Annotated in this window: 19 protein-coding genes and 1 tRNA gene; 10 read left to right on the top strand and 10 right to left on the bottom strand. The window is 53.4% G+C overall.

Features of this window, described 5'->3' with window-relative positions; all coding sequences use genetic code 11:
• Positions 1 to 28 precede the first annotated feature (28 nt).
• Positions 29 to 472 (top strand): MarR family transcriptional regulator, encoded by a 444-nt coding sequence (locus tag M504_RS05995; RefSeq protein WP_047489048.1) that lies wholly within the window; start codon positions 29 to 31, stop codon positions 470 to 472.
• Positions 469 to 1830 carry a chloride channel protein gene (locus tag M504_RS05990; protein ID WP_052200462.1) on the top strand — a complete coding sequence of 454 codons (1362 nt, stop codon included), beginning with the start codon at positions 469 to 471 and terminating at the stop codon, positions 1828 to 1830. Before M504_RS05995 ends, M504_RS05990 begins: the two co-directional genes overlap by 4 nt.
• A gap of 268 nt (positions 1831 to 2098) precedes the next feature.
• Here M504_RS05990 and M504_RS05985 read toward each other — a convergent pair.
• From M504_RS05985 to M504_RS05970, 3 genes are all read right to left on the bottom strand, one after another.
• Positions 2099 to 2185 (bottom strand) — tRNA-Leu (locus tag M504_RS05985).
• A 207-nt stretch (positions 2186 to 2392) separates the two neighbouring features.
• Positions 2393 to 3076, bottom strand: coding sequence for a lipid-binding SYLF domain-containing protein (locus M504_RS05975; RefSeq protein WP_047489042.1), 684 nt, complete (start codon positions 3074 to 3076; stop codon positions 2393 to 2395).
• A 189-nt stretch (positions 3077 to 3265) separates the two neighbouring features.
• Positions 3266 to 3916, bottom strand: a complete 651-nt coding sequence (locus tag M504_RS05970; protein ID WP_047489039.1) for a response regulator transcription factor — start codon at positions 3914 to 3916, stop codon at positions 3266 to 3268.
• A 486-nt stretch (positions 3917 to 4402) separates the two neighbouring features.
• On the opposite strand from M504_RS05970, the gene M504_RS05965 reads away from it, so the two are divergent.
• From M504_RS05965 to M504_RS22265, 6 genes are all read left to right on the top strand, one after another.
• Entirely contained in the window at positions 4403 to 5347 is a 945-nt protein-coding gene (locus M504_RS05965; RefSeq protein ID WP_232296174.1) for a DUF481 domain-containing protein, read from the top strand.
• Positions 5348 to 5492: 145 nt separating this feature from the next.
• A complete protein-coding gene (locus M504_RS05960; protein WP_047489033.1) occupies positions 5493 to 6716 on the top strand; it encodes a BamA/TamA family outer membrane protein in 1224 nt (407 codons plus the stop codon).
• Positions 6716 to 7768 carry a DUF4436 family protein gene (locus M504_RS05955; protein WP_047489030.1) on the top strand — a complete coding sequence of 351 codons (1053 nt, stop codon included), beginning with the start codon at positions 6716 to 6718 and terminating at the stop codon, positions 7766 to 7768. The genes M504_RS05960 and M504_RS05955 overlap by 1 nt, the downstream gene beginning before the upstream one ends.
• A gap of 132 nt (positions 7769 to 7900) precedes the next feature.
• On the top strand, positions 7901 to 8329 hold the full coding sequence (locus M504_RS22710; RefSeq protein WP_084214147.1) for a response regulator: 429 nt from the start codon (positions 7901 to 7903) through the stop codon (positions 8327 to 8329).
• A gap of 278 nt (positions 8330 to 8607) precedes the next feature.
• Positions 8608 to 10194, top strand: a complete 1587-nt coding sequence (locus tag M504_RS05945) for an ATP-binding protein (protein ID WP_047489027.1) — start codon at positions 8608 to 8610, stop codon at positions 10192 to 10194.
• A gap of 105 nt (positions 10195 to 10299) precedes the next feature.
• On the top strand, positions 10300 to 10491 hold the full coding sequence (locus M504_RS22265; protein WP_198137535.1) for a hypothetical protein: 192 nt from the start codon (positions 10300 to 10302) through the stop codon (positions 10489 to 10491).
• Here the strand turns inward: M504_RS22265 and M504_RS22260 are convergent.
• From M504_RS22260 to M504_RS05910, 7 genes are all read right to left on the bottom strand, one after another.
• The gene (locus M504_RS22260; protein WP_047489024.1) at positions 10469 to 10657 is read right to left on the bottom strand and encodes a hypothetical protein; all 189 of its coding nucleotides are present in this window, start codon (positions 10655 to 10657) and stop codon (positions 10469 to 10471) included. The genes M504_RS22265 and M504_RS22260 overlap by 23 nt on opposite strands.
• 76 nt (positions 10658 to 10733) lie before the next feature.
• Positions 10734 to 12059 carry a BatD family protein gene (locus tag M504_RS05935; RefSeq protein WP_047489021.1) on the bottom strand — a complete coding sequence of 442 codons (1326 nt, stop codon included), beginning with the start codon at positions 12057 to 12059 and terminating at the stop codon, positions 10734 to 10736.
• Positions 12056 to 13687: a VWA domain-containing protein gene (locus M504_RS05930; protein ID WP_047489018.1), complete on the bottom strand. Its 1632-nt coding sequence runs from the start codon at positions 13685 to 13687 to the stop codon at positions 12056 to 12058. The genes M504_RS05935 and M504_RS05930 overlap by 4 nt, the downstream gene beginning before the upstream one ends.
• On the bottom strand, positions 13684 to 14733 hold the full coding sequence (locus tag M504_RS05925) for a VWA domain-containing protein (RefSeq protein ID WP_052200460.1): 1050 nt from the start codon (positions 14731 to 14733) through the stop codon (positions 13684 to 13686). The genes M504_RS05930 and M504_RS05925 overlap by 4 nt, the downstream gene beginning before the upstream one ends.
• Positions 14720 to 15190 (bottom strand): DUF4381 domain-containing protein, encoded by a 471-nt coding sequence (locus M504_RS22705; RefSeq protein ID WP_084214145.1) that lies wholly within the window; start codon positions 15188 to 15190, stop codon positions 14720 to 14722. The genes M504_RS05925 and M504_RS22705 overlap by 14 nt, the downstream gene beginning before the upstream one ends.
• Complete coding sequence (locus M504_RS05915) at positions 15187 to 16116, bottom strand: DUF58 domain-containing protein (protein WP_047489013.1); 930 nt, start codon at positions 16114 to 16116, stop codon at positions 15187 to 15189. Before M504_RS05915 ends, M504_RS22705 begins: the two co-directional genes overlap by 4 nt.
• 9 nt (positions 16117 to 16125) lie before the next feature.
• Entirely contained in the window at positions 16126 to 17106 is a 981-nt protein-coding gene (locus M504_RS05910; protein WP_047493707.1) for a MoxR family ATPase, read from the bottom strand.
• Between the two features lie 247 nt (positions 17107 to 17353).
• Here M504_RS05910 and M504_RS05905 point away from each other — a divergent pair, with 247 nt between their 5' ends.
• Positions 17354 to 18937 carry an arylsulfatase gene (locus tag M504_RS05905; RefSeq protein WP_198137534.1) on the top strand — a complete coding sequence of 528 codons (1584 nt, stop codon included), beginning with the start codon at positions 17354 to 17356 and terminating at the stop codon, positions 18935 to 18937.
• 100 nt (positions 18938 to 19037) lie between these two features.
• Positions 19038 to 21569, top strand: coding sequence for a fused MFS/spermidine synthase (locus M504_RS05900; protein WP_232296173.1), 2532 nt, complete (start codon positions 19038 to 19040; stop codon positions 21567 to 21569).
• Positions 21570 to 21654: the final 85 nt, after the last annotated feature.

Genomic DNA, 21654 nt, shown 5'->3' with positions numbered 1-21654 from the left:
CATACATATATCGTGATACGATATATGTATGAAGCCGACTTCCGTAGACAAGCAACTGACGGTAGCGCTAGCAGCCTTTCGCGCAGATTTACGCCGCTTTCTGCATTACAGCGAGCTCGCTGCGGAAAAAGCAGGACTCCTCCCGCAACAACATCAGCTTTTGCTGCAGGTTGCAGGAGCACCCGCAGATACGCTTGTCACAATTGCCTATATCGCTGAGCGTCTGCAGTTGCAACACAACAGTGCGGTGGAACTCTGCAAGCGATGCGAAGCTGCCGGCTTCCTAATACGCGACAAGCTGAAAGAAAATCGCCGCTTTGTGATTCTGCAGCTGACGCCCTCCGGTAAGAAGATGTTGGGCCGACTTTCCAGAGATCACGCGCGCGAACTGCGCCAGTGGGCGCCTGAACTCATCGCCTCGCTCCACAAGATTGTCTTGTTCGATGGCGAATTCGAAGGAGACATAGAGTGACAATCGAAAAGCCCCGGGCAGGTTGGTTAAGCCGTTCTCTTCCGTTGGTGCACGAAGACCTTTCCAGTACCTATGAGCGGAATCTCCATCGCTGGTTGATCGTAGCTCCCATCGTTGGCATCACAGCGGGCCTGGGTATTACTGCGGTTGCAACTGTACTGCTGCGCTACGTCTGGCCTCGTGTGCTTGCTCTATATCTTGCGCATCATTGGATCATCATTCCCGGCCTGACTCTTGGGGGTATTGTTACCGGCCTGCTGATGCAGTTCGGAACGCCGGATCCCAATCTGCATTCGACAGAAGAAGTGATCGAGATGTACCACGAGAACAATGGGAAGATCGATCTGCGTTCGACGCCTGTGAAGTTAATCGCGGCTATCACTACGGTTGGCTCTGGTGGCAGCGCTGCGTTGGAAGGTCCCGCGATCTATGGCGGAGCGGCCATCGGCACGTGGGTATGGTCGCGATTATCCAAAATCTCAAGGCTCGGACTTACCCCGCGTCATCGTCGCATCCTGTTGCTCTGTGGCGCAGCGGCAGGCATGTCCGCGGTATTTCGCGCACCTCTCACGGGCATCGTATTTGCATTGGAAATGCCATACAAAGACGACATGGCACACGAAGCGCTTGTGCCATCTCTGATTGCATCTGTCGTTTCATATATGACACTCGGTGTCTTTTTCGGGAGCGAACCACTCTTCGCATTCACGGCTTCGTCTTCGTATGTGCCGAAAGACCTTGTGTGGTGCGCGCTGTTGGGCATGTTGATTGGTCTGATTGCCATGACCTTTGTCATCACATTCCGCAGACTCCGTCGATTCGTCGTCGAGTGCCCGGTTGCGCACTGGATCAAGATGGGAATCGGCGGGTTGGCGACGGCCCTATGTGGTCTTGCATTCCTGCATTTCTATCCTGGGACACTTGTTCCGCTTGGCCCCAATTACGAAGCAGTTCGGATGATCATTGGGCAGAATCACTCCACGCCAGAACTGTTGTTTTTTACCTTGATGAAGCTCGCAGCAACTGCCTGCACACTAGGAGTGGGCGGCGTCAGCGCCATGTTCGTTCCACTGTTCCTAAGTGGCGGCAGTCTCGGCGCAGCGTTTGGGCAAAGCGTCGTTCACACGCAGACCCTGGGACTATATGAGGCGGTGGGGATGACCTCTTTCATCTCGGCAGCATACAAAGCTCCGCTGGCGGCGGTGGTGTTCATGGCGGAAACAACGGGCGGTCATGGATTCTTAATTCCCGCTCTTGTAGGTGCGGCCATTGCCTACGTGATCTCTGGCGACGCATCCATCTCACCAGCGCAACACGTGCATTCTCGCGCTGAACGTCAAAGCCACGCCACGGCGTAGGAGATCGGGAAGGTTAGAAACAGTTCCGCACTCCAGGTTAAGGTCCCGTCTTGCGAAGCACTAAAGCCCAAAGGCAGCCTTGAACCGCGTCACGCTTCGACGGTCGTTCGATGTGCAACCGCTGGTCGGCGATTTAGTTTCCCACAATCTGAAGAAGTTCCTCCTACAAGCCCGCTTCCTAAAACGGCCAGCTACAAAAACAGCCACCTAAACAATTTTGGCCTCTCGCTAGCGAGGGGCCAATTTCGTATAAGTGCTTTGTTTTCTATGGTGCCGGGAGGGGGGGTCGAACCCCCACGAGGTTGCCCTCGGCGGATTTTGAGTCCGCTGCGTCTGCCAGTTCCGCCATCCCGGCGCTCGCTACTTTGGTCGGTGGGCGAGAGGTCAAGTATCGCATCAAAGGGAATGGTGTTGCAAACACGCATAGACATCTGGCTGGAATCACGCACAAGCCAGACGTTTTTATACGGGGCATAAGGAAGAGCCAGAGTCGTGGGCACAAGGAAAGCGCCAGTGGGTTGGACTTTCGTCCCGCCTCACTGGCGCTGCATGCGTTGTAGGTTTAGTGGCTGCTGGGCGAAGCCGTGGTCAAGACTTTGATGAGGGATTTACCTGCGGGTGTGACAGTTGCGCCCCCTTCGCGAACGATTTCTGTTGCTGTGATGTCCTTGCCATACACGGCCTTGTTCGCGTCGTCGTCGGTCACCATTGATGCGCTACCGAGAGAGGCGCCGGCGAAGAGGCCACCTTTGGCGCGGGTGTATGTCAGAACATCGAAGTTTGTGTCATTTGCTCCCACGGCCTTGGCACCGCTTGGGCCCGCAACTGCGCTCGCATCGGCACCCAGCTTCAGCTTGCCGGTGAGCAATTTGAGAGCGCTCTTCTTGTTTTCAAGAAGCATGACGTAGTCCGTCTCCGAGCGGCCAAGCTGTAAGCCAAGACTGCCTACATCGAGCTTGTACATGGCGGGGGCAGACCAGGGCCCTTTCATGTCCGTTCCGGTTCTGCAGACGAGTACACCACGACCGTAGGTAACGCCAAGACCTACGCCTACTTTCTTTACCGCAGGAAAGATAAGCACGCACACGGATCGATCCAGGTAGGTCTTGGGGATGGAATCCGGGTGTGCGATCATCTGGCGCAGCACTTCGGCTGAGTTTCCGAGTCGGTCGTCGATTTTGTTTTGGGCAAACGCGGGAAGCGCCGTGCCAAGAATGAGTAACAGTAGCGCGCGATATGTTTTCATGTACGGGCCTCTCTCCATTTGCTTCCTCGGAAGCGAACTCCTCTTGTGCTCAAACACTATCGGGATACTTCTTTGCAGCAATACTGTCAAAACTTGCAGGTCAGCGGGATCGGCGAGCGGCCCGAAGAAAAATGTCCAGGCTGAGAATCAAGAGCAGACACAGAGAGCTAAGTAAGAGCTTTCTGTGATTCAAGAAAAACGCGGATCCTCCGCGACCAGGCGTTCATGAAGGGCAAAGCGCACTAATTCAGCGTTACTCTTCAGGCCGAACTCTTCCATGATTTTGTATTTGTGAAATGCAATCGTACGTACTGCTACATCGAGAACTGCAGCGGCTTCTTTCATAGAACGTCCCTCGGCAAGAAGTTGAAGAACCTCGCGTTGGCGCGGCGTCAGTTCTTTATCTTTGGCCGGCTTCGGATTGCGAATGAATTCATCCATGAGTGGCTGTGCAATGGAAGGTGTAACGTACGTTTTTCCACGCAAGATCGTGCCAAGTGCACGCTTTAATTCTGTGCCCGCAGATTTCTTCAGAAGATAGCCCGAGGCCCAGTTGTGTAGAGCAACCGAAGCTACATCTGGATCTTCATTCATGGTGACGACAACAAACTTGGTTCGCGGCAGAATCTTTTTCAGTTGTTGACCAGCGTCAATCCCGTTCAGCAAAGGCATGCCAAGGTCAAGGATCACAATCTCCGGCTTCAATTCCACAGCACGTGACAGTAGTTTCTTGCCGTCATGCACAAGGTCCAAAACTTGATATTCCGGTTCCAGAAGCGCTCGTAGGGCTTCCGCGATGAGGATATGGTCGTCTGCAATTAGAACACCAGGCCGATTCACGGTGTACTCCTTTCTCCCACCTCAAAATCATTCCGCGTTCGTTGTCCTGCAAGACACGTCAGAGGAAACCGGGCTGGCTCTCAATCTCATGCGATCCATATGCATGATGAGAATAAGAAGTCTCACGAGGAACACCCCGTTCTTCCCAACCCACAATAGAACTGCTCGTTACTTGACCACCGAGCATAGCACCCACGATGAGAGATGCACCTGTAAGAACTGGCAGTGGCGACTAGATTGAAATTCCAATGTGATGCTGCTACACGCGTAGCAACCTGCGTGATCGTGGGCCGCCGAATCCTATAGGAGGGAGCAGTGCTACTTAATGTTCTCAGGAGCGGTGGACTGCAGTATCGTGTTGTGCCAAAGGAGTATAGGGAGTGGAATGCGAGATACTGCTTCTGCTGGATTTGGCTGATCCTCGTCATCATTATGATGGCAGTCCCTGCCTTTGCTGGGAACAGGCTGAGTACAGACACGATTACGTTGAAGAACGGCGACGTTATCACATGCGAAATTCGCTCCCTTGAAAAGGGGCAGCTGACTATTAAGCAGCCCAATGCAAGTTCCACTGTTGTTTTGGATTGGAAGAGCATTGCAAAAATTCAATCGCAGCAATCGTTCGTTGTCATTGATACCAATACAAAAACATTTAGCGGGACGATCCATCAGGATGCCGTTGATTCTGTTCTTCAAGTCGAGGGCCCTGTATCGGCTGCCATACCTCACAATCTGGTGGTCAGCATTGAAGAGACGAATCCGAATTTTTTTCGAAGGCTGCGTGGCAATGTAGATCTGGGTATGAGTTTTTCCCAATCCAATTCACAGACTCAGGTGACCTTACAGGGAAGTCTGGCCTCACAAACAGTGAAGCATATCCTGGGAGCGACGATGAGCACGCAGTTCACCAGCCAGTTAGAGACAAACAATACTCGCGAAACAGATATTAAGACGGAGTATTTTTCTCAGATCAGGCAATCACGATGGGCAAATGGTGCGATTGCTAATTTTCTCTCCAGTTCAGCTCAGAAGATCAATTTGCGAACCTCTGTAGGAGGAGCGATTGCGTTCCAGGGAATCAAGACGAACAAGACGGAACTCATCTTTATCGGCGGCGTCGCCTACACGATTGAACAGAATTCCATAGAGGAAACGAATTCTCGTTCCAATAGCGTTGATACCGCGTGGGCCGTTCAGTATTCCACCTTTCGCTTCGATTCAACAGACTTTGATACCACAATCTGGCTCTACCCAAGCATCTCGCAGGCTGGCCGACTGAGAATGACACTGAACGAAGATGTGTATGTGAAGTTTTATAAAGACTTCTATGTTCGCGGCAGTTTCTACGATAACTACGATAACCAGCCTACAGTGACAGCACCCGCGAACAATCTCGGCACTTCGTTGACTGTGGGGTGGTCCTTCCGGTGAGGAGAGCGGCGATGTCTGGCAAATCTGCCAGTGGCATGTAGCAGTGTGCGCCGATACGTTGACAGGGTGCCGTGGCAGAAAGCAGCCCCGCCTTTATCGCTCGTGCGAACACATCCCGAGATCCATCAGAAAGGGGACGCCCTCTATGGCAGGAATTCGTTCTGGACTCGTCCTGGCGATAGTGTTGCTTTCTCGCGTGTTAAGCGCGCAGAATGCCGCTCCCGTGACGCCTCCTCCATCTGAGAGCAAAGGTTCACCAATTCTCTTTGGAACGAATGTGGATGCCGATGAAGGTACAGAGAGCAGAGGAGCAAGTCTTGGTCTGGGTGCTTACGATTCAAAGAAGAAGGATCAAAAGAAGAAAAAGCATCGTGGTGAATTCGCGATTGCTCCAATTCCTTTGGTAAATCCTTCCATCGGGAATGGAGGCGGCCTTGGTGTCATTTACGCCGTCGATCTGGATGGGAGTGCGGAATCACCGCCATCAGCATTTGGGGCCGCAGGTTTTATCACTGAAACTGGAAGTTGGTTCGCCGGTGTTGGCGGGCAGATCCACCTCCGCAACGATAAATATCGAACGTTGGTTGCATTAGGCGGTGGCAAATTCAATTACAACTTCTTCGGTATTGGGGCCGATAGTGGCAGCAAGAGTATTCCGCTCACGCAGACATCGAAAGCCTTCCTTTTAGAGCCGAAGATGCGCGTTTATCGAGACTGGTATTTGGGACCGCGTTATCACATCATTAGCAGCACTGCTGGCTTGAATTCACCCAAGTTGGATCCCAGCAAACTTCCCGTTCCGCTGCCGTCTACGATCGATCTTCGAACGGCGGCGTTGGGAATCCGATTGCAGCGTGACTCCAGCGATAGCTCGTTTTATCCCAAGAAGGGCTCATTGTTCGACGTACTCGCAGATTTCTATGCGCCGCAACTGGGGGGCGCGCGAACGTATCAGAATCTGACGCTAGCGTATGACAAGTATCTTCCTCTGGGACCGAAGAACGTCCTTGCCATCCGTGCTTCTGCCTGCATGGTGACGGAGGGAGCACCGTTCTACGATGTGTGCCTGCTGGGCATGTCCAAAGACCTTCGCGGCTACCAGGTTGGAGAGTTTCGCGATGACCGCATGTTGGTAGGGCAGATGGAATTCCGCAGAGAGTTGTTCTGGAGGCTCGGAGCCACGGCATTTGCTGGAGCGGGGGCCGTTGCGCATGACTGGAGTGGCTTTGGCAATTCACATGCGGAACCGGGGGGAGGGTTTGGTCTGCGGTTTGTCCTCGCCAAACATAACCACATCAATCTCCGAGCCGACTACGCATGGGGTGATAACAGCCATGCAGCCTATGTCAGTCTGGGCGAGGCCTTCTGATGTCGAAGAACAATCCAACATCACCTGGCCCGAAAATTGAGAAAGCACATCGATATTGGATCAGCAGAACAACGCGGGCCATTGTTTTGCTGGCACTGGGCGCGTTGTACCTCCTTTCGCTCTGGTCGAGCCACACAGAGGAGAGTCGGAGATCGATAACGCTGACGGAAGCAGCATCATCCGAGGATTATGTGCAGATGGACGTTCATGTCACGGATATCGATCCCGTGAAGGCGTTGCTCTATGAACGCATTCGCCTGATTCCAAGGGGGAAATTCGCGATTGATCGTAACCGGCCCGCACAGGATTTGACGCTGCTGCTGAATTCCGTAACTGGTCAGCAGACAATCCGCTTCCCAAAAGGAGAGCGAATCGAGCCAATTGATGCGGCTGTCAGTCTTGTGGGAGATAGCAATAAATATCCCTTCGACGTATACCACGCAGACCTCGATGTTCTGGTGAGCGAAAAGGCGGCACGCGCGCCCGTAAAAATACCGTTCGGCGGCCCGGACGTGCTATCGGATCCAATAGAGCCAGGAGGGCTTGTGGTGAGTGCAGGCGATCTGGAAAAAGATATTCCTGTACCGGTTCTGGAGAGAGTGAGCGCGTCTATTCCGCAATTCAAATTCAAAGGATCCATAACGCATGACGATGCGGATAAGCTGACGCGTACCGAAATTTCCGCGCGTCGTGCGAACAATGTCATCTTCTCGTCCTTGGTGATCATGATTACGATGATGGGCCTGGCCGTCAGCATTACAGCTATGGCGATTAAGGCAACGCGCCCAGGTATGCAGTTTGACCTGCTTCCTCTTTCGTTATCCATCTCGTTGATTTTCGGTCTGCCGGCGCTCCGCAATACGCAGCCAGGGGTGCCCGGTGTCGGCGTGCTTGGTGATTATGTGTCGTTTATCTGGGCGTCGCTCCTGGTTGCGCTATCGGCCATTGCACTGGCCTGGACCTGGATTTTTAAGACTCCTCAACAGCACGAGGCGGGAAAAGATCGCCATGCAACCGACGAAGCCGTCGAAAGTCGCGACGGTGACACATAACCCTTTCGAGCCGTGTCAGAATCCGATATGCTTCACTACGTTCCCTAAAAACATTCCTCGGTCGGTCCCTGTGATTCACAGTTCGCGGACTGTATTTGTGCACAGTTGCGGACGAAGTTCCGTCCCAGCAGGATGAGGATGCGGAGGCTGTATAGCGTGCAAGAAGTTTTGCATCGAGCGACATTGGTGTGTGCGGACGATGACGCAAGCGTGACCTCGCGCGTATGCACTATGTTGTCTGACGCCTACGACATCGTGGCAACGGCCGGCGATGGGTTAGAAGCTCTCGATCAAGTACTTCGTCTCCGCCCCGATTTTGCCATCCTGGATATATCCATGCCTCGCATGGACGGCTTGATGGTAGCGCGAGCTATACAAGATGCGGGATGTCTTACGAAAATTATTTTTCTAACACTAATACAGGATGAAGACTATATATCCATCGCCAGAATAATTGGAGACGGATATGTCCTGAAGAAGAAAATCAGTAGTGACTTAGTTCAGGCGCTACAGTACGCTTCCCGAGGGCAATTTTACTGTTCCATATCGAACAGTAAATAGTGATATGTTACTGATTTTCATAGACCGCTGACATATCACCTTACCTGTCTTCTTTGACAGGTAGTTATCCTTTTGATTTCACGCACAAATGCTAAGTACTTCGTGTAGGCTATTCGCGAGCGCATCTGTCTGGAAGCAATGGAACGATCGTAAGTGTCCGTAATCCACAGTGCCTTTTGCATCTGGTGATAGCTGAGAATCTGAATGATCTGAAGTCCTCCGACTCAATCCCCCCGGGTTACGCGTCGACATGACGTGTGAGCGAAATCGAGGATCTTATGGACAAGTCTGCGAAGGTACATCCCAATCATCGATCGTTTGTTCCAGGGTCACTGAAGCAAACAGACCATGGGTTTAACAAGCTGGCCAATCGCTCACCGCTTTATAGCCAGGATGCATATGACCCAGTTCGCAAGGGCATCGATGCATTCGCGCGCCTCCATCACTGTGAATACGTAGCATGGTTACATCTTCTGGATGGGGGCCGCCTTGAGCCGGTACATCCTTCCTCGCCAAAGTCTGTTCTTCTGCGCTTCTTACATGGCAGCCTGAATGGTTTTCCAGGACTTCTGGAAAAGGTGGGCCAGAGCATTCCAGCATACTGGCAGCGTAAAGAAACTGCGCCCGTTTCCACTGAGAACGTTCAGTGTGCTCCCATCAACTCGATGACTGTTTTCCCACACAGTCAGGACGGGTTTGGCCAGACGGTTCTCATCCTTGCTTCCCGTCACCAGGAGATCGCATGTTCTCAAGACTTCGCGGCCCAGGCCAATCTATTGCTTGACCTTATGGTTAACGCGGAGCAGGCGCGCCGGTCTGTTGAAATGGTTCATTCGTCGACCTACACCGAAGAATTGCTGCTCGCGTCCGTTCCGTTTCCGCTGGCTATGCTGGATGCTTCCGGGAAAATTCTTTCAGCAAACCCGCACTTCCAAACAGCTCTGGGCTATTCACAGCAGGAACTGGCAGCCATGCAATACAGCCAGCTCGCCGCATGGCATTCAGGTGCCGCGATGCGCAAGAAGGGAAGCGATCATTCTTTAGGTGATCCCCAGGACCAGTTGCTAACTCGCAAAGATGGGTCTCCGCTGCATGCGCATGTTGCTGTGACAACCATGGATGGCCTTGGAAGTCGACAGCTTGTCGCGTTGAAGACAGCGTCTGGCATTGAGACAAGGGAACGAGAAATCGAACAGCGGAAGCACCAGATCCGTGTGCTTACAGCTCAATTGCTTCGTTCGCAGGAAGATGAACGGAAGCGTCTTTCGCGTGAACTGCACGATGATATCGGGCAGCGGCTTTCATTGGTGACGAGTCAGATTGCTTCACTGACAGATGATTCTTTACTGCTACCAGACACCTGTTCAGGGCAGCTAAAGCATATTCACGATGAACTCGACGCTCTCTGCACGGACCTGCATGAGATGTCGCACAATCTTCATTCCTATAAGTTGCAACACCTTGGTCTGGCACCCGCGATGAGGGCAATGTGCAGAGACTTCGAGCGTCCTGTCTTTCATGTCGATTTGCATATCGATGACTTCGCCGAATCCGTATCAGAAGATATTGCACTCTGCCTCTACCGCATAGCGCAGGAGGCACTGAACAATGCGCTCCATCATGCGAACACGGAGAAAGCGTGTGTTGTAGTCACGAAGCTTGGTTCAACCTACTACATGTCCATTCAGGACGCGGGCTGCGGATTCGACACAGGAATTGCCAAGGCCGGACTCGGCTTGATCAGTATGACGGAAAGGGTGAAGCTGCTGAACGGCGAATTCAGGGTCCATTCCATGAAAGGCCGCGGCACTGAAATATGGGCGTCTATTCCTGACGGGGTGGCCTCAGGCCTGACTTCGGCTTGATGATGTAACCATTGCGCATTACGGCTTGCACCTATTTCTTCAAATCACCTTTCCCAGGGCTTCCTGCGCTGAAGTGGATTGGAGTACGGCGCTTGCGGAGACACCATGGAGTTGGATCAGCCACGCTATCAGGCCGGTTCAACCCGTCTGGTGGCTCGCTCCAATGCCAGCACCGTTGTCGCCATGGAAGTACTCGTAAAACCGCACCAGATCGCGCCAGTGAGGATCATTGTTGAAATAGTCTTCACCGCCGAACACCGCACGTTTGCCCGCCTCATTTCGAAGCACAATGCTTGATAGTCGTTTTCGACAACTCTCCCGCCACTTCAAACAGCGTTACCATGTGTCCGCTACCCGTCGGGCATTCGATCTTGAAGTCGTCACAGTAGTAGAGATAGAACTGATGCAATGCTCGCATCAGCATCATGTTGACAGGCATCCAGACGGGACCACGCCAGGTCATGAAGCTCTCTTAAATGACAGTTGTGTTTCGAAAATGGATGATAAAGTGCGACATTTTAGGTCGATCAATATCGTCTCTATGGATTCAGTCCAACCAAAGAGCCATGTGTCTGTGCTCGCGTTTTCCGGGCAACGGCTGTCGCGCGAAACTGTCGAAGCTCCTTTGCGAAGGATCGTCCTGTCCATTGCGATGAACCTGTCTCCGCATACAGTGAACCGGTCAGTTCCGAAATCTGTGCCTGTAAATCTGGTGTGATATGTAAGGCCACGACATCACTGAAGGACTGATTGGGATATACGCGTACAAACCATTGCAAGAGACACCCGTAGCTCAACTGTGCATCGTCTTTCTTTGCCGCATGAATCAGCCGGTGGAAGTAGGCTCCTTCGGACTGCTGTTGTTTCTTCCGTAGCGCAATTGCATGAGGCGCTAAGGTTCGAACCACCAGGTAACAGAGGAAGATGACTGCGAGGCAGAGAATTCCTTGCAACGTGATCAATGCATTCCGCCGCCAGTGGATGGCCGCCTTCTTTGTCGGTGCTTGCATGGTCTGTGCGTTTGGCTGTGGTGGCGGTAGCTCTGCGATCAGGCTGGGATTAGCGGCAGCCTGGAACGATATGGCTGGCAGTGATGCTGTGGCCAAACGATGTGTATTGAGATTCCACCACTGCAGCTCGATCGCAGGTAACGTATAACCGCCCGGCTTTTCAACGTAGTATTTGGCCGTTTCGACACGTTGCCCATAGATGAAGTCGCCACGCGGTGTCTTTTGTTCGCGTACGACGGGTTCACTGCCGTAAATGCGAAGACCATCTGGTGCTGAAAACTGCAGTGGAGGAATCAACATGGCCTGCGTCTTGGAAGCGGTGATCGTAACGGTGCGCTCGACAGTGTCGCCGGCCCTAACCTTCTTCAAAGAAGGCGACCACTTCTCCGCGATGGTGAGTTGAGTTGTCGGTAGAAAGTAAGAGAGATCACGAGCGGCAGCAGGGACATCTGCGCGAAAGCTGAGACTGGGAACCACAACTTGTGCGGTCGTGGTCTGAGGTGGCGTCTTCGCATAGGGGACGGACAGCTTGATGGTAGGCAGATGAAAATCGCCTGTCTGCTCCGGATAAATCACATACGTTTGTGTGATTCCGAAATACTTCGCATCACCAATCTGCGTGTTTGAATTCTCAGGTCGATCCTGCGGCATAACCACCACCGCATTCTCCATCTCAAACTCGGGAAAATCTGGCGCTCCGGTAAAGTAGTTCGGGACAAAGACAGAAACGATTAACTTCACCGGCTGCCCAACCATGATGTTCTGTGACGGTTCAAGGTGAGCGCGCACCACAGGCGATTGGGCGGCCACATGCAAGGTCGTGCATAGGAAGATGATTGGGAGGAAGCGCTTCACGGATGGCGCTCCTTCGCATCCTGCATGGCAAACCGGCGCCGAAGAAAATCAGCGGGTGAGGTTTGAATGTTGCGCATCCATATATCCGCGGTGGTCACAGGCTTGATACTGGTGCGCGCCTTCTTTCCTTGCTTTCCTTTGTCGTCAAAGCGAACCTGATCCGGAGGCAGATTCGGCGCCTCTTCTGATTGTTCCTTGTCCTCTTTCTTCTGCTCTTTAGGCTTGGGAATCAACGACTGTACAAGCGCCAGATTGTCTTTCGCTTCTTGCCAATCAGGACGTCGCAGCAATGCCTGACGAAACGCTTCGACTGCTGCGGGGTATTTGCCGCTGTGCGCCAACGCGTCTCCCTGATTGAACCAGGCTTCAGCGCTATCGCTTAGCGCAAAGGCATTCAGTGCCGCGTCGTAATCTCCCAAACGCGCCAGAGCGAGGCCACGCCACATAGGATCTTCAAATCGCTCTGCTGCCTTTTTGTAATCCTGTTTTTGAAAGTAATAACGACCCTGCTGATCGGGCGTCATCCAGATGTTCATCCACGAGAAGTGCGACGACGTCTCGTTCTCTTCCATCGCGAAAGCAGAGGATGGCAGCAGTAGAGCAAATGCGAGAAGCGCTACGGTCCAACGGATCGTCCAGCCTTTGCGAAACCAGAAGGCACTCAATACAGCAAGAGGTATAGCTAACAGATAACCCTCATCAATCCATCGGGTGCGTGTGTCTTTCTCTTCTAACATCTCCATGTGGTGCTGTGTGTGATGTTGAATCCATTGGATGTCATCGTCATCGGGAGTTAATGTACTGGCATCGATGCCATCGCGGCTTAATGCGCGCAGAGCAGCAACATCCAGTTTCGAGAACACACGTCGTCCACTGCGATCTTCCAGGAAATGAGAAGGTCCATCCTGGACCGGCCCTCCCTCGGAAGTACCTACACCCAGAACCAGAATTTCATTAGGTTGGTCCTGCTTTGTTGTGAACTGCTGAAAGGAAGCCATTGCGCTCGGTTCAATGCCATCGGTAACAAAAAGGATTGTGCCGGGGACGGTTTCGTCTTTCAGAAACTTTTCAATCGCATGCAACGCCCCTGCAGAATCCTTGCCTTGGCGAGGCATCAGGTTGGTCTTTAGCGTGTCCAGATAGATATCAAACAACGATTCGTCCGTGGTGAAGGGAAGCACCATGTATGCATTTTCGGCATAAGCGAATAATGCCGTGCGTCCACCATCGCGCCGATGAATCAGGTCGCGCAACTTTAACTTCACGCGCTCCAGTCGCGTCGGATTAAGGTCAACGGCGTTCATGGTCGTCGACAGATCAAGTGCAATGACAAGCGGTGCTTTGTCTTCTGCAAAGGGAGGTTGTTCACGCCGCCAGGTTGGTCCTGCGGCTGCGAGCGATCCAATTGCGATCAGTAGCGATAGTAGATGCACTGGACGAAAACGCCACCGATGTTTGCGTGGGACTATCAGGTGATCCAGAAGAGCAGGTTCAATCAGTCCCTGCCACGGCCGGCGAGCGTTCTCTCGTATGAAGAGGGAAGCATAAAAGATCGGGATAGCCAGCATCATCCAGAGCCAATGAGGTCGTAGAAAGTGAAGTAGCTGCCACCATTCGCGCAGGCTCATAGGCGTACCTTCAGCATGGCGATCTCCGCCGTCTGCGTGTCCAAGGGCTTCTGCGCGCGACGATGCCACAAACTCATGCCAATTCCGATGAGGAGCATCAGCACGTTGTATCCCACCGTGAGCAGAAGAGCCGTGCCGATGGGAATCATTGCTAGTTCACGGCGTGGTTGATAGCTTAGCGTCTTGAAGTTTTGCGGTGTGATTCTGTCCAGCTCGCGATAGGCACTCTCTAACTCGGCGCGGTTCTCCCCATGGAATACCTTGCCGCCCGTAGAGCTCGCAATCTGCGCTAAAACCGCATAATCCATCTTGTCTTCGCCGGTTGCGTGTGGATCACCGAGCCCAACCGCATGGATCACAATGTGATTCTCTTTTGCAATCTCCGCCGCACGTCGCGGTGGCATGCGGCTTCCCGTATCGTTGCCGTCGGTCAGCAGGATCAGAACGCGTTGCTTTGCGTCGCTCGCGTTGAACTGTTTGATCGCGAGACCGATGGCATCGCCAATCATGGTTTGCGGCCCCGCCATGCCGGCATCAATCTGAGCCAGCATCTGTTCGCATGCTTCATGATCCAGAGTGAAAGGAGTAACCGGATATGCTGATTGTCCGAAGACGATCAATCCAATCTGGTCGTGCTTTCTTCGACGGATAAAATCTGCCACCACTTGCTTCACTGCATCCACGCGGCGCATCCGTGTTCCATCGGGCGTGCGGAAGTCGGGTGTTTCCATCGATTGCGAGATGTCGAGCGCCAGCATCAGATCGCGCCCCGGTTCAGTCTTCTGAATGGGCGGCTCTATGTACTGTGGCCGCGCAAGAGCCACAACGATCAGGCTCCAACTGACCACGCTAACAATCTTTTCCAACCAGTTGGTTCGCAAGATCACAGCTTGATGTTGCGGTGTCAGTTGGAGAGAGGAAGCCACGTAATCAAAGAAGGTAATCCGAAGCGAATCCTGTTCCTCACGATAGGGTGGCAGCAACCAATACAGGATGAGAGGGAGGGGGAGAATCGCAAGTAGCCACGGATGTTCAAGCCGATACATGCTTCTCCCCCTTTCGCGGCGCCGTATGGTGCGTTATCCAAAGAGAAGCGGCACTCCGTATTGACGACTCGGCTTCTTGAGACGGCTTCGAAGACGAGAAGGCCGTTGCCTCGAGCTGGTCTACAATTGAACGGTCGAAAGACGCTTGCCTGGCGGACCCATTTAGGAACGCCAGCCATGCTGGCCCTGTCAATGATGCGACTTCTGCGCGCGGCCATGCGGATAGCGCCGTGCGTTTCAGCAATTCTGAGATATCGCCCACGTCCGTGTGTGCAAGCTCGTGTAACGCCTCACGACGATAGCGATTTCTTCTCCAGCGATGCCAGAGGAATGCGGCCAACGCAATCAATAAAATCGCGAGCATAGAAAGGGCGACATAAGATCCCACCGTTTGTGGCCGCCACGAAGGTGGTGGTGGTTGATGGAAGCCATGCAGTCGTTCCAACGGAGCGTTCATAGCCGCCTCCGATGTGTGGCGACATGCCCCAGCAGATGGCGAACTTGTTGTGATACGTCTTCGCTTGTTGAGAGCGGAAGAATTGGGATGTTCAGCTCATGCTGCCACGACAAAACCTCGTTCAAACGCGCTTCCAGTGCTGCGTGAAGATCATCGCGCACATTCTGTTTTTCCAGATGGAGTTCGATCTGCAAAGTTGCATTCGAAACGACGAAACGGCCGTGGATGGTGGAAGCGAGCGCAAGGGGATCGTAAACGAGGCAGCAAACCACATCGTTCGACTGAGAAAGATGAAGCAGAAGTTCGCGTGTGCTGGTATCCGCACCATCGAAATCGCTGGCGATAAGAATCAGCGCATCACGCGGGCATAGGCGTGCCGTCTTCTCCAGGACCTCGTTCAGCTTTTCGGGGGCTGAGGGCTGAGTTTGACCACTGTGTAATTGCCGGTTGAGTGTGACAACGCGATCCAATATGCGCAGCACAGTAGCGCGGCTGCGTCGCATGGGAACCTGCTCGCTTCCGGTGTCGTTGAAAATATATGCACCAATGCGATCGCCCTGGGAAAAGACACGCCACGCTAGCAGTGCAGCCACTTCCGCAGCCACAACAGACTTCATGCTTCGACTGCTACCAAAAAACATATTGATGCGTTGATCTACCAGAACCAGCGTGGGACGATCCCGTTCTTCCGAATACACACGGACATAGGGCTTCTGCGTGCGTGCTGTGACATGCCAATCGATGGAGCGAACATCGTCGCCTGCCACGTAGTTGCGAAGCTCTTCAAAGTCCAGACCGCGGCCACGAACATGCGAGGTGCGGCGACCAAAGAGAAGACTGCGGACCGGTTGATTGTGGCGCAGCGAAAAGCCTCGCGCACGAAACTCTAACGCGATGAGTGAGTCGAGTTCCGCGTATGCTCCCATGCACTTCTCTTAAGCAACTGCTACGAGTTGCACAACTTTATCGATGATTGCATTCGCGGTGATGCCCTCTGCCTGTGCGTCATAAGTCAGCAGAATGCGGTGGCGCAGAACATCATGCGCAATGGCCTGTACATCATCCGGCCTCACATAGTCGTGCCCTTTGAGCCATGCATAGGCGCGAGAGCATTTATCCAGTCCAATGGTTCCGCGAGGACTCGCGCCTATCTGTATCCATTTGCGTAAATCTTTGTCGTAACGTTCCGGTGTTCGCGTGGCCTGGATCAGGTTCACAATGTACGTTTCCACAGCATCTGCCATATGGATTGCATGGATTTCCTTGCGTGCGTCGAAGATCGTTTGTTGGGAAACCTTCTGCGTCGTGGCGCTTGCATGAGCAGAACTGCCATCCTCCTGCTCCTCATCGCGCACCAGACGCATAATGTCGCGCTCGGACGCTTCCGCTGGATAGTCCACATAAACATGCATCAGGAAACGATCAAGCTGCGCCTCCGGCAACGGGTACGTGCCTTCCTGTTCAATAGGATTTTGCGTCGCCATCACAAGAAACAACGGGGGCAATGGATGTGTTGTTCCTGCGACTGTCACTTGCCGTTCTTCCATCGCTTCCAGCAGAGCCGCCTGTACTTTCGCCGGCGCTCGATTGATTTCGTCGGCCAGTACGAGGTTGTTGAAGACAGGGCCAGGTTGAAAACGAAACTCGCCTCTGCCTTCTGCCGTGTAGTAGACCTCCGAGCCTGTGATATCTGACGGCAAGAGGTCTGGTGTGAATTGAATGCGCGAGAGACCAGCGTCAAGAAACGTGGACAGCTTCTTAATAGCGCGCGTCTTGGCCAGACCTGGAAGTCCTTCCACCAGAAGGTTCCCGTTGGCCAGAAGGCCGATCAATAGCCGTTCGATCATGGCTTCCTGACCAAGTACGGTGCGGCCTATGTCCTTACTGAGACCAACAATGGTTTCACGAGGAGACAAAACGCTTTCTCCAATCCCGAGCATTTCCCGGCAACTGCGTTTGTGCGAGGTCCAAGCCTCTTGAAAGCCTCCATCAGGGAGTGCTTCATGGTTCCTCATTGTGCGTTGAAGGAAAAGTGGCAGCCACTGTCGGAACTGACAGTGTGAGTTTCACCAGCCTCGCTCCTATGATTGCCGAACAGTGCGCTCCCGGACGGTGCCGAACGGTTCGCGTGTGCAGGGTGAACTCTTCAAAAGGAGACGTGCAATGCTTTCGAAGAAGAAAATGCTGCGGTGGGTGTGCGGCATGCTCGGGATTGTGACGCTAGCAGGCGGCCTGGCGCGAGACGCAAGCGCGGAAGCCGGTAAGCCGAACATCCTTGTCATCTTTGGAGATGACGTAGGGCAGGCAAACGTTAGTCGCTATACCCATGGCGTCATGGGGTATAAAACGCCGAACATCGACAGTATTGGTGAACAGGGCATGACGTTCACTGACTACTATGCGGAGAATAGTTGCACGGCGGGCCGTTCTTCTTTCATAACGGGCCAGTCTCCGGTCCGCACCGGACTTTCTAAAGTGGGCGTTCCGGGCGCACCTGTGGGTATCCAGAAACGCGACATCACTATCGCAGAAGCCTTGAAGCCGCTTGGCTACGCGACCGGACAGTTCGGAAAGAATCATCTCGGCGATCGCGATGAATATCTCCCTACCAACCATGGTTTTGATGAGTTCTTCGGCAATCTCTATCACCTGAACGCCGAGCAAGAGCCAGAGATGCCCTACTGGCCCACCGATGATCCGACTTTCCTAAAGGTCTATAACCCGCGCGGTGTCCTGCACAGCTATGCGGATGGAAAGGTAGAAGATACGGGGCCGCTGAACATCAAGCGAATGGAAACCATCGATGATGAGACGACTGGTTCTGCCATGGACTTTATGGATAAGCAGGTGAAGGCAGGCAAGCCATTCTTCACTTGGATGAACTTCACGCGCATGCATATCTTCACGCATGTGCGTCCGGATTACATCGGGAAAGCCGGTCTTGGGAAAGGCTACGAATATGCCGATGGCATGTGGGAGATGGATCAGAATGTCGGCAAACTGCTGAAGAAGGTGGATGACCTTGGCATCAAGGACAACACCATTGTTCTGTTTACCACCGATAATGGCCCAAACATGTTCACATGGCCAGATGCCGCCATGACGCCGTTCCGCAATGAGAAGGACTCCAACTACGAGGGGGCCTTCCGTGTTCCGGCGGTCATTCGCTGGCCCGGGCACATCAAGGCCGATCAGTGGTCCAACGAGATTGTCTCTGGTCTTGATTGGTTCCCAACACTGGTCGCTGCTGCAGGAAATCCAAACATCACGCAGCAGTTGCTTAAAGGGACAGGGCCAGGCGGCATGGCCCACAAGGTCCATCTGGACGGTTACAACATCCTTCCGTATCTCGAAGGCAAAGAGGCACACTCACCACGCAAGAATTTCTTCTACTTTGACGACGATGGGGTTCTTGTAGGGGTGCGCGTGAATAACTGGAAGTATGTATTTTGCGAACAAAGACGGCCCGGCGGATATGAGGTATGGTCCAACCCGCTTGTCTGTCTTCGCATTCCTAAAATCTACAACCTGCGCATGGATCCTTATGAACGTGCTGATATGTCGTCTGACCAATACAACGATTGGCAGGTCCACAATGCATATCTCGCAATTCAAGGACAGTTGGCCGCAGGCGACTTTGTAGAGACGTTCAAAGAGTACCCACCAAGCCAGCCGCCAGCCAGCTTCACAATTGATCCCGAAATAATTGTGAAGGCCGCAAGGCAGGCGGCAGCACAGAAGAAATAGTTGCAAGGTAGAAGTCGTACATAGTGTGTAGCCCTCTTCCTGGCCGGACAAATCGCAATCACGGGTTTGTCCGGTCAAATTTTCTTCTCACGGAGAACGTATGACGGCAGCAACGATGCTTGCTATTCAGGAAAAAGTTACGGATGCAACATCTGCGTTTCATCCGAAGCGCATCACGCTCATCGTCGCACTTGCTCTCTCAGGTGTCTCCGCCCTCATTTTTCAGGTGTTGTGGGCACGTCAACTTTCGTTGGTGGTTGGCGTTGAAGTTTATGCGATCACCCTTGCAGTTTCTGCGTTCTTCGCAGGAATCGCAGGCGGCAGTGCCCTTTTCGGACGAATGGCCGATCGCGTAGGAGCTCCCCTTCGTCTCTACGCAATTCTCGAAGCCAGCATTGCTGCAACGGCGTTAACCGTCACCCTTCTGCTGTCATCAATGGCAGTTGTGTATGCGAAGCTGCAGGACCACGTCGGTTTCTTCGCTCTAGTGCTTCCCTTTGTTATTGTGAGCATGCCTGCATTGCTCATGGGAGGGACCCTTCCTGTTGCCGTCCGTGCTATGCGATCGTCATCTCAGCGCATGGCGGTGGACGGTGGTTTCCTCTATACCGCTAACACGGCGGGTGGCATCGTCGGTGTTTTGATTACGAGCTTTGCTCTCATCCCGTGGATTGGCCTTCGCGGCACTGCACTTGTCGCGGCGCTTCTCAATCTCATCGCGTATGCTGTGGTGTGGCAACAACGAACGGAGATGACACAACAGGCGGAGAAAGCAGTCGTGACAGAGAAACGTCATGCGTCTTCAATCGTTCCATCTCATCTTCCGCTCATCTTGTACGCGCTTGCCGGCGCAGTTGCGCTTGGATATGAAGTGGTCTGGTCCCAGGCCATCGCACAATTTGTAAGTACACGCGCATTTGCCTTTTCCATTGTGCTTGCGGTGTATCTTTCCGGCCTTGCGCTCGGTGCATGGTTCGGCTCGCGGTTGGTAAAGCGCGCGCAGGATTCCTGGGGCACGTTCGGGCTACTCATCAGCGGCGCGGGGCTGATCTCCATGCTGGAATTTTCTGTGATGGGTCGCTGGACAGTGCTTACGCAGATGCGGATTGGTGAGTTTGTCCTGCAAGCAACGGGAACAGACGCCTTGCGCATGTATGCAAGCTTCGCAACCGCAGGTGTCGGACTCGTATTCCTTCCAACGCTTCTGTTGGGCGCAGCATTTCCCGTCGTTCTAAGACTGGTCACTGGGAAGTCTGGCGCAGGCAGTGCTGTTGGAAACGCGTTAAGCGCGAACACAGCGGCAGGAATCGTTGGAACCATGATCACGGGCTTCGTGATGATTCCAATGCTGGGCGCTGTACGAACCCTCTCACTACTTACCATCGTCGCGGCGGCGATCGGTGCCGTCGCAACGCTCTTTGCCCGGCGTCGCTGGATGAAGTTGGTCGTAGGGTTCATTGCTCTATCGACGATGGTTGCAGCCGCGGTAACTCCCGCGAACCGTCTGGCAAATCTGCTGCTGCTCACGCGTGGTGGTGGTGCACTGGTCTTCTATGAAGAGGGACGCGGCGCGACGGTTGCAGTGGCCCAACAACGATCTAAAGACAACGTATTTCGTCGCCTGTTCGTGCAGGGTGTATCGAACTCCGGTGATGCTATGCCATCCATGCGTTACATGCGTTTGCAGACGATGATCCCGTTGTTGATACACAACGGTGAGCCAAGGTCTGTGATGATCGTTGGATTTGGTACAGGCATCACAGCTGGTGAAACACTTCGCTATCCTGGCCTGACAACGCGCGTGTGTGCAGAACTTTTGCCCTCTATTGTGCGTGCTGGGAAAATGTTCCCGGAAAACTATAACGCCTGGAACGACGCCAGGTTGAACATCCGAGTGCGGGATGGACGTCAGGAACTGATGCATAGCGATGAGCTCTACGACGTCATTACGCTGGAGCCGCCGCCTCCTTCTGCACAGGGTGTTGCAAATCTCTACTCGTTCGAGTTTTACGAGTTGGCCAAAAAACGTCTGAATCAGAATGGAATCCTCGCACAGTGGCTCCCCATCGCAACGCAGAACGAACAGCAAACGCGTGAATTGGTACGCAGCTTTCTGGATGCGTTTCCTTATGCAACGCTCTGGACCACGGAGTTGCACGAAATGTTGTTAGTAGGTTCACCCCAGCCGATACGCATTGATATCCACGCTCTGCAGGAGCGGTTCGCACCAGAAAGCGTGGCAGCAAGTATGAAGGGAGTTGGCATCGATTCTCCCGCTGCGGTTCTGGCAACATGGGTCACAGGCCGCTCCGGCCTGGAACGGTTCGCGGGTGAGGCGAACCCTGTGACGGATGATCATCCACGTATCGAGTACGGGCCGTGGGTGCGTCAGGATGAGATCACCCACGTGTTGCCGAAACTGCTTGACCTTAGAACCGAGGTTCCTGTAATCGGTTCGAACGCTGAACTCAATGCGGAGGTCAAGCAAAGGCAGTCTGCACTCTTCGATTTCTATACCGCGGGCCTGGCCGCGTATGCGGGCGATAGGACAACGTGGGAGAAAGCAATTCGTCGCGTCGCAAGCGTCGACCCAGAAAATGCCTACTATCAATGGATCATCGGAAGAGAGTAGTGCAGGAGCGTGCCGACATGCCTGATCTGACATTGTCTACCTGTCACTTGTGACAGTACGGCGCCTCTGCCCGATCTGCGATACC

The organism is Terriglobus sp. TAA 43, from assembly GCF_000800015.1.
GTDB lineage: Bacteria > Acidobacteriota > Terriglobia > Terriglobales > Acidobacteriaceae > Terriglobus.
This window is presented reverse-complemented; position numbering and strand designations above follow the sequence as displayed.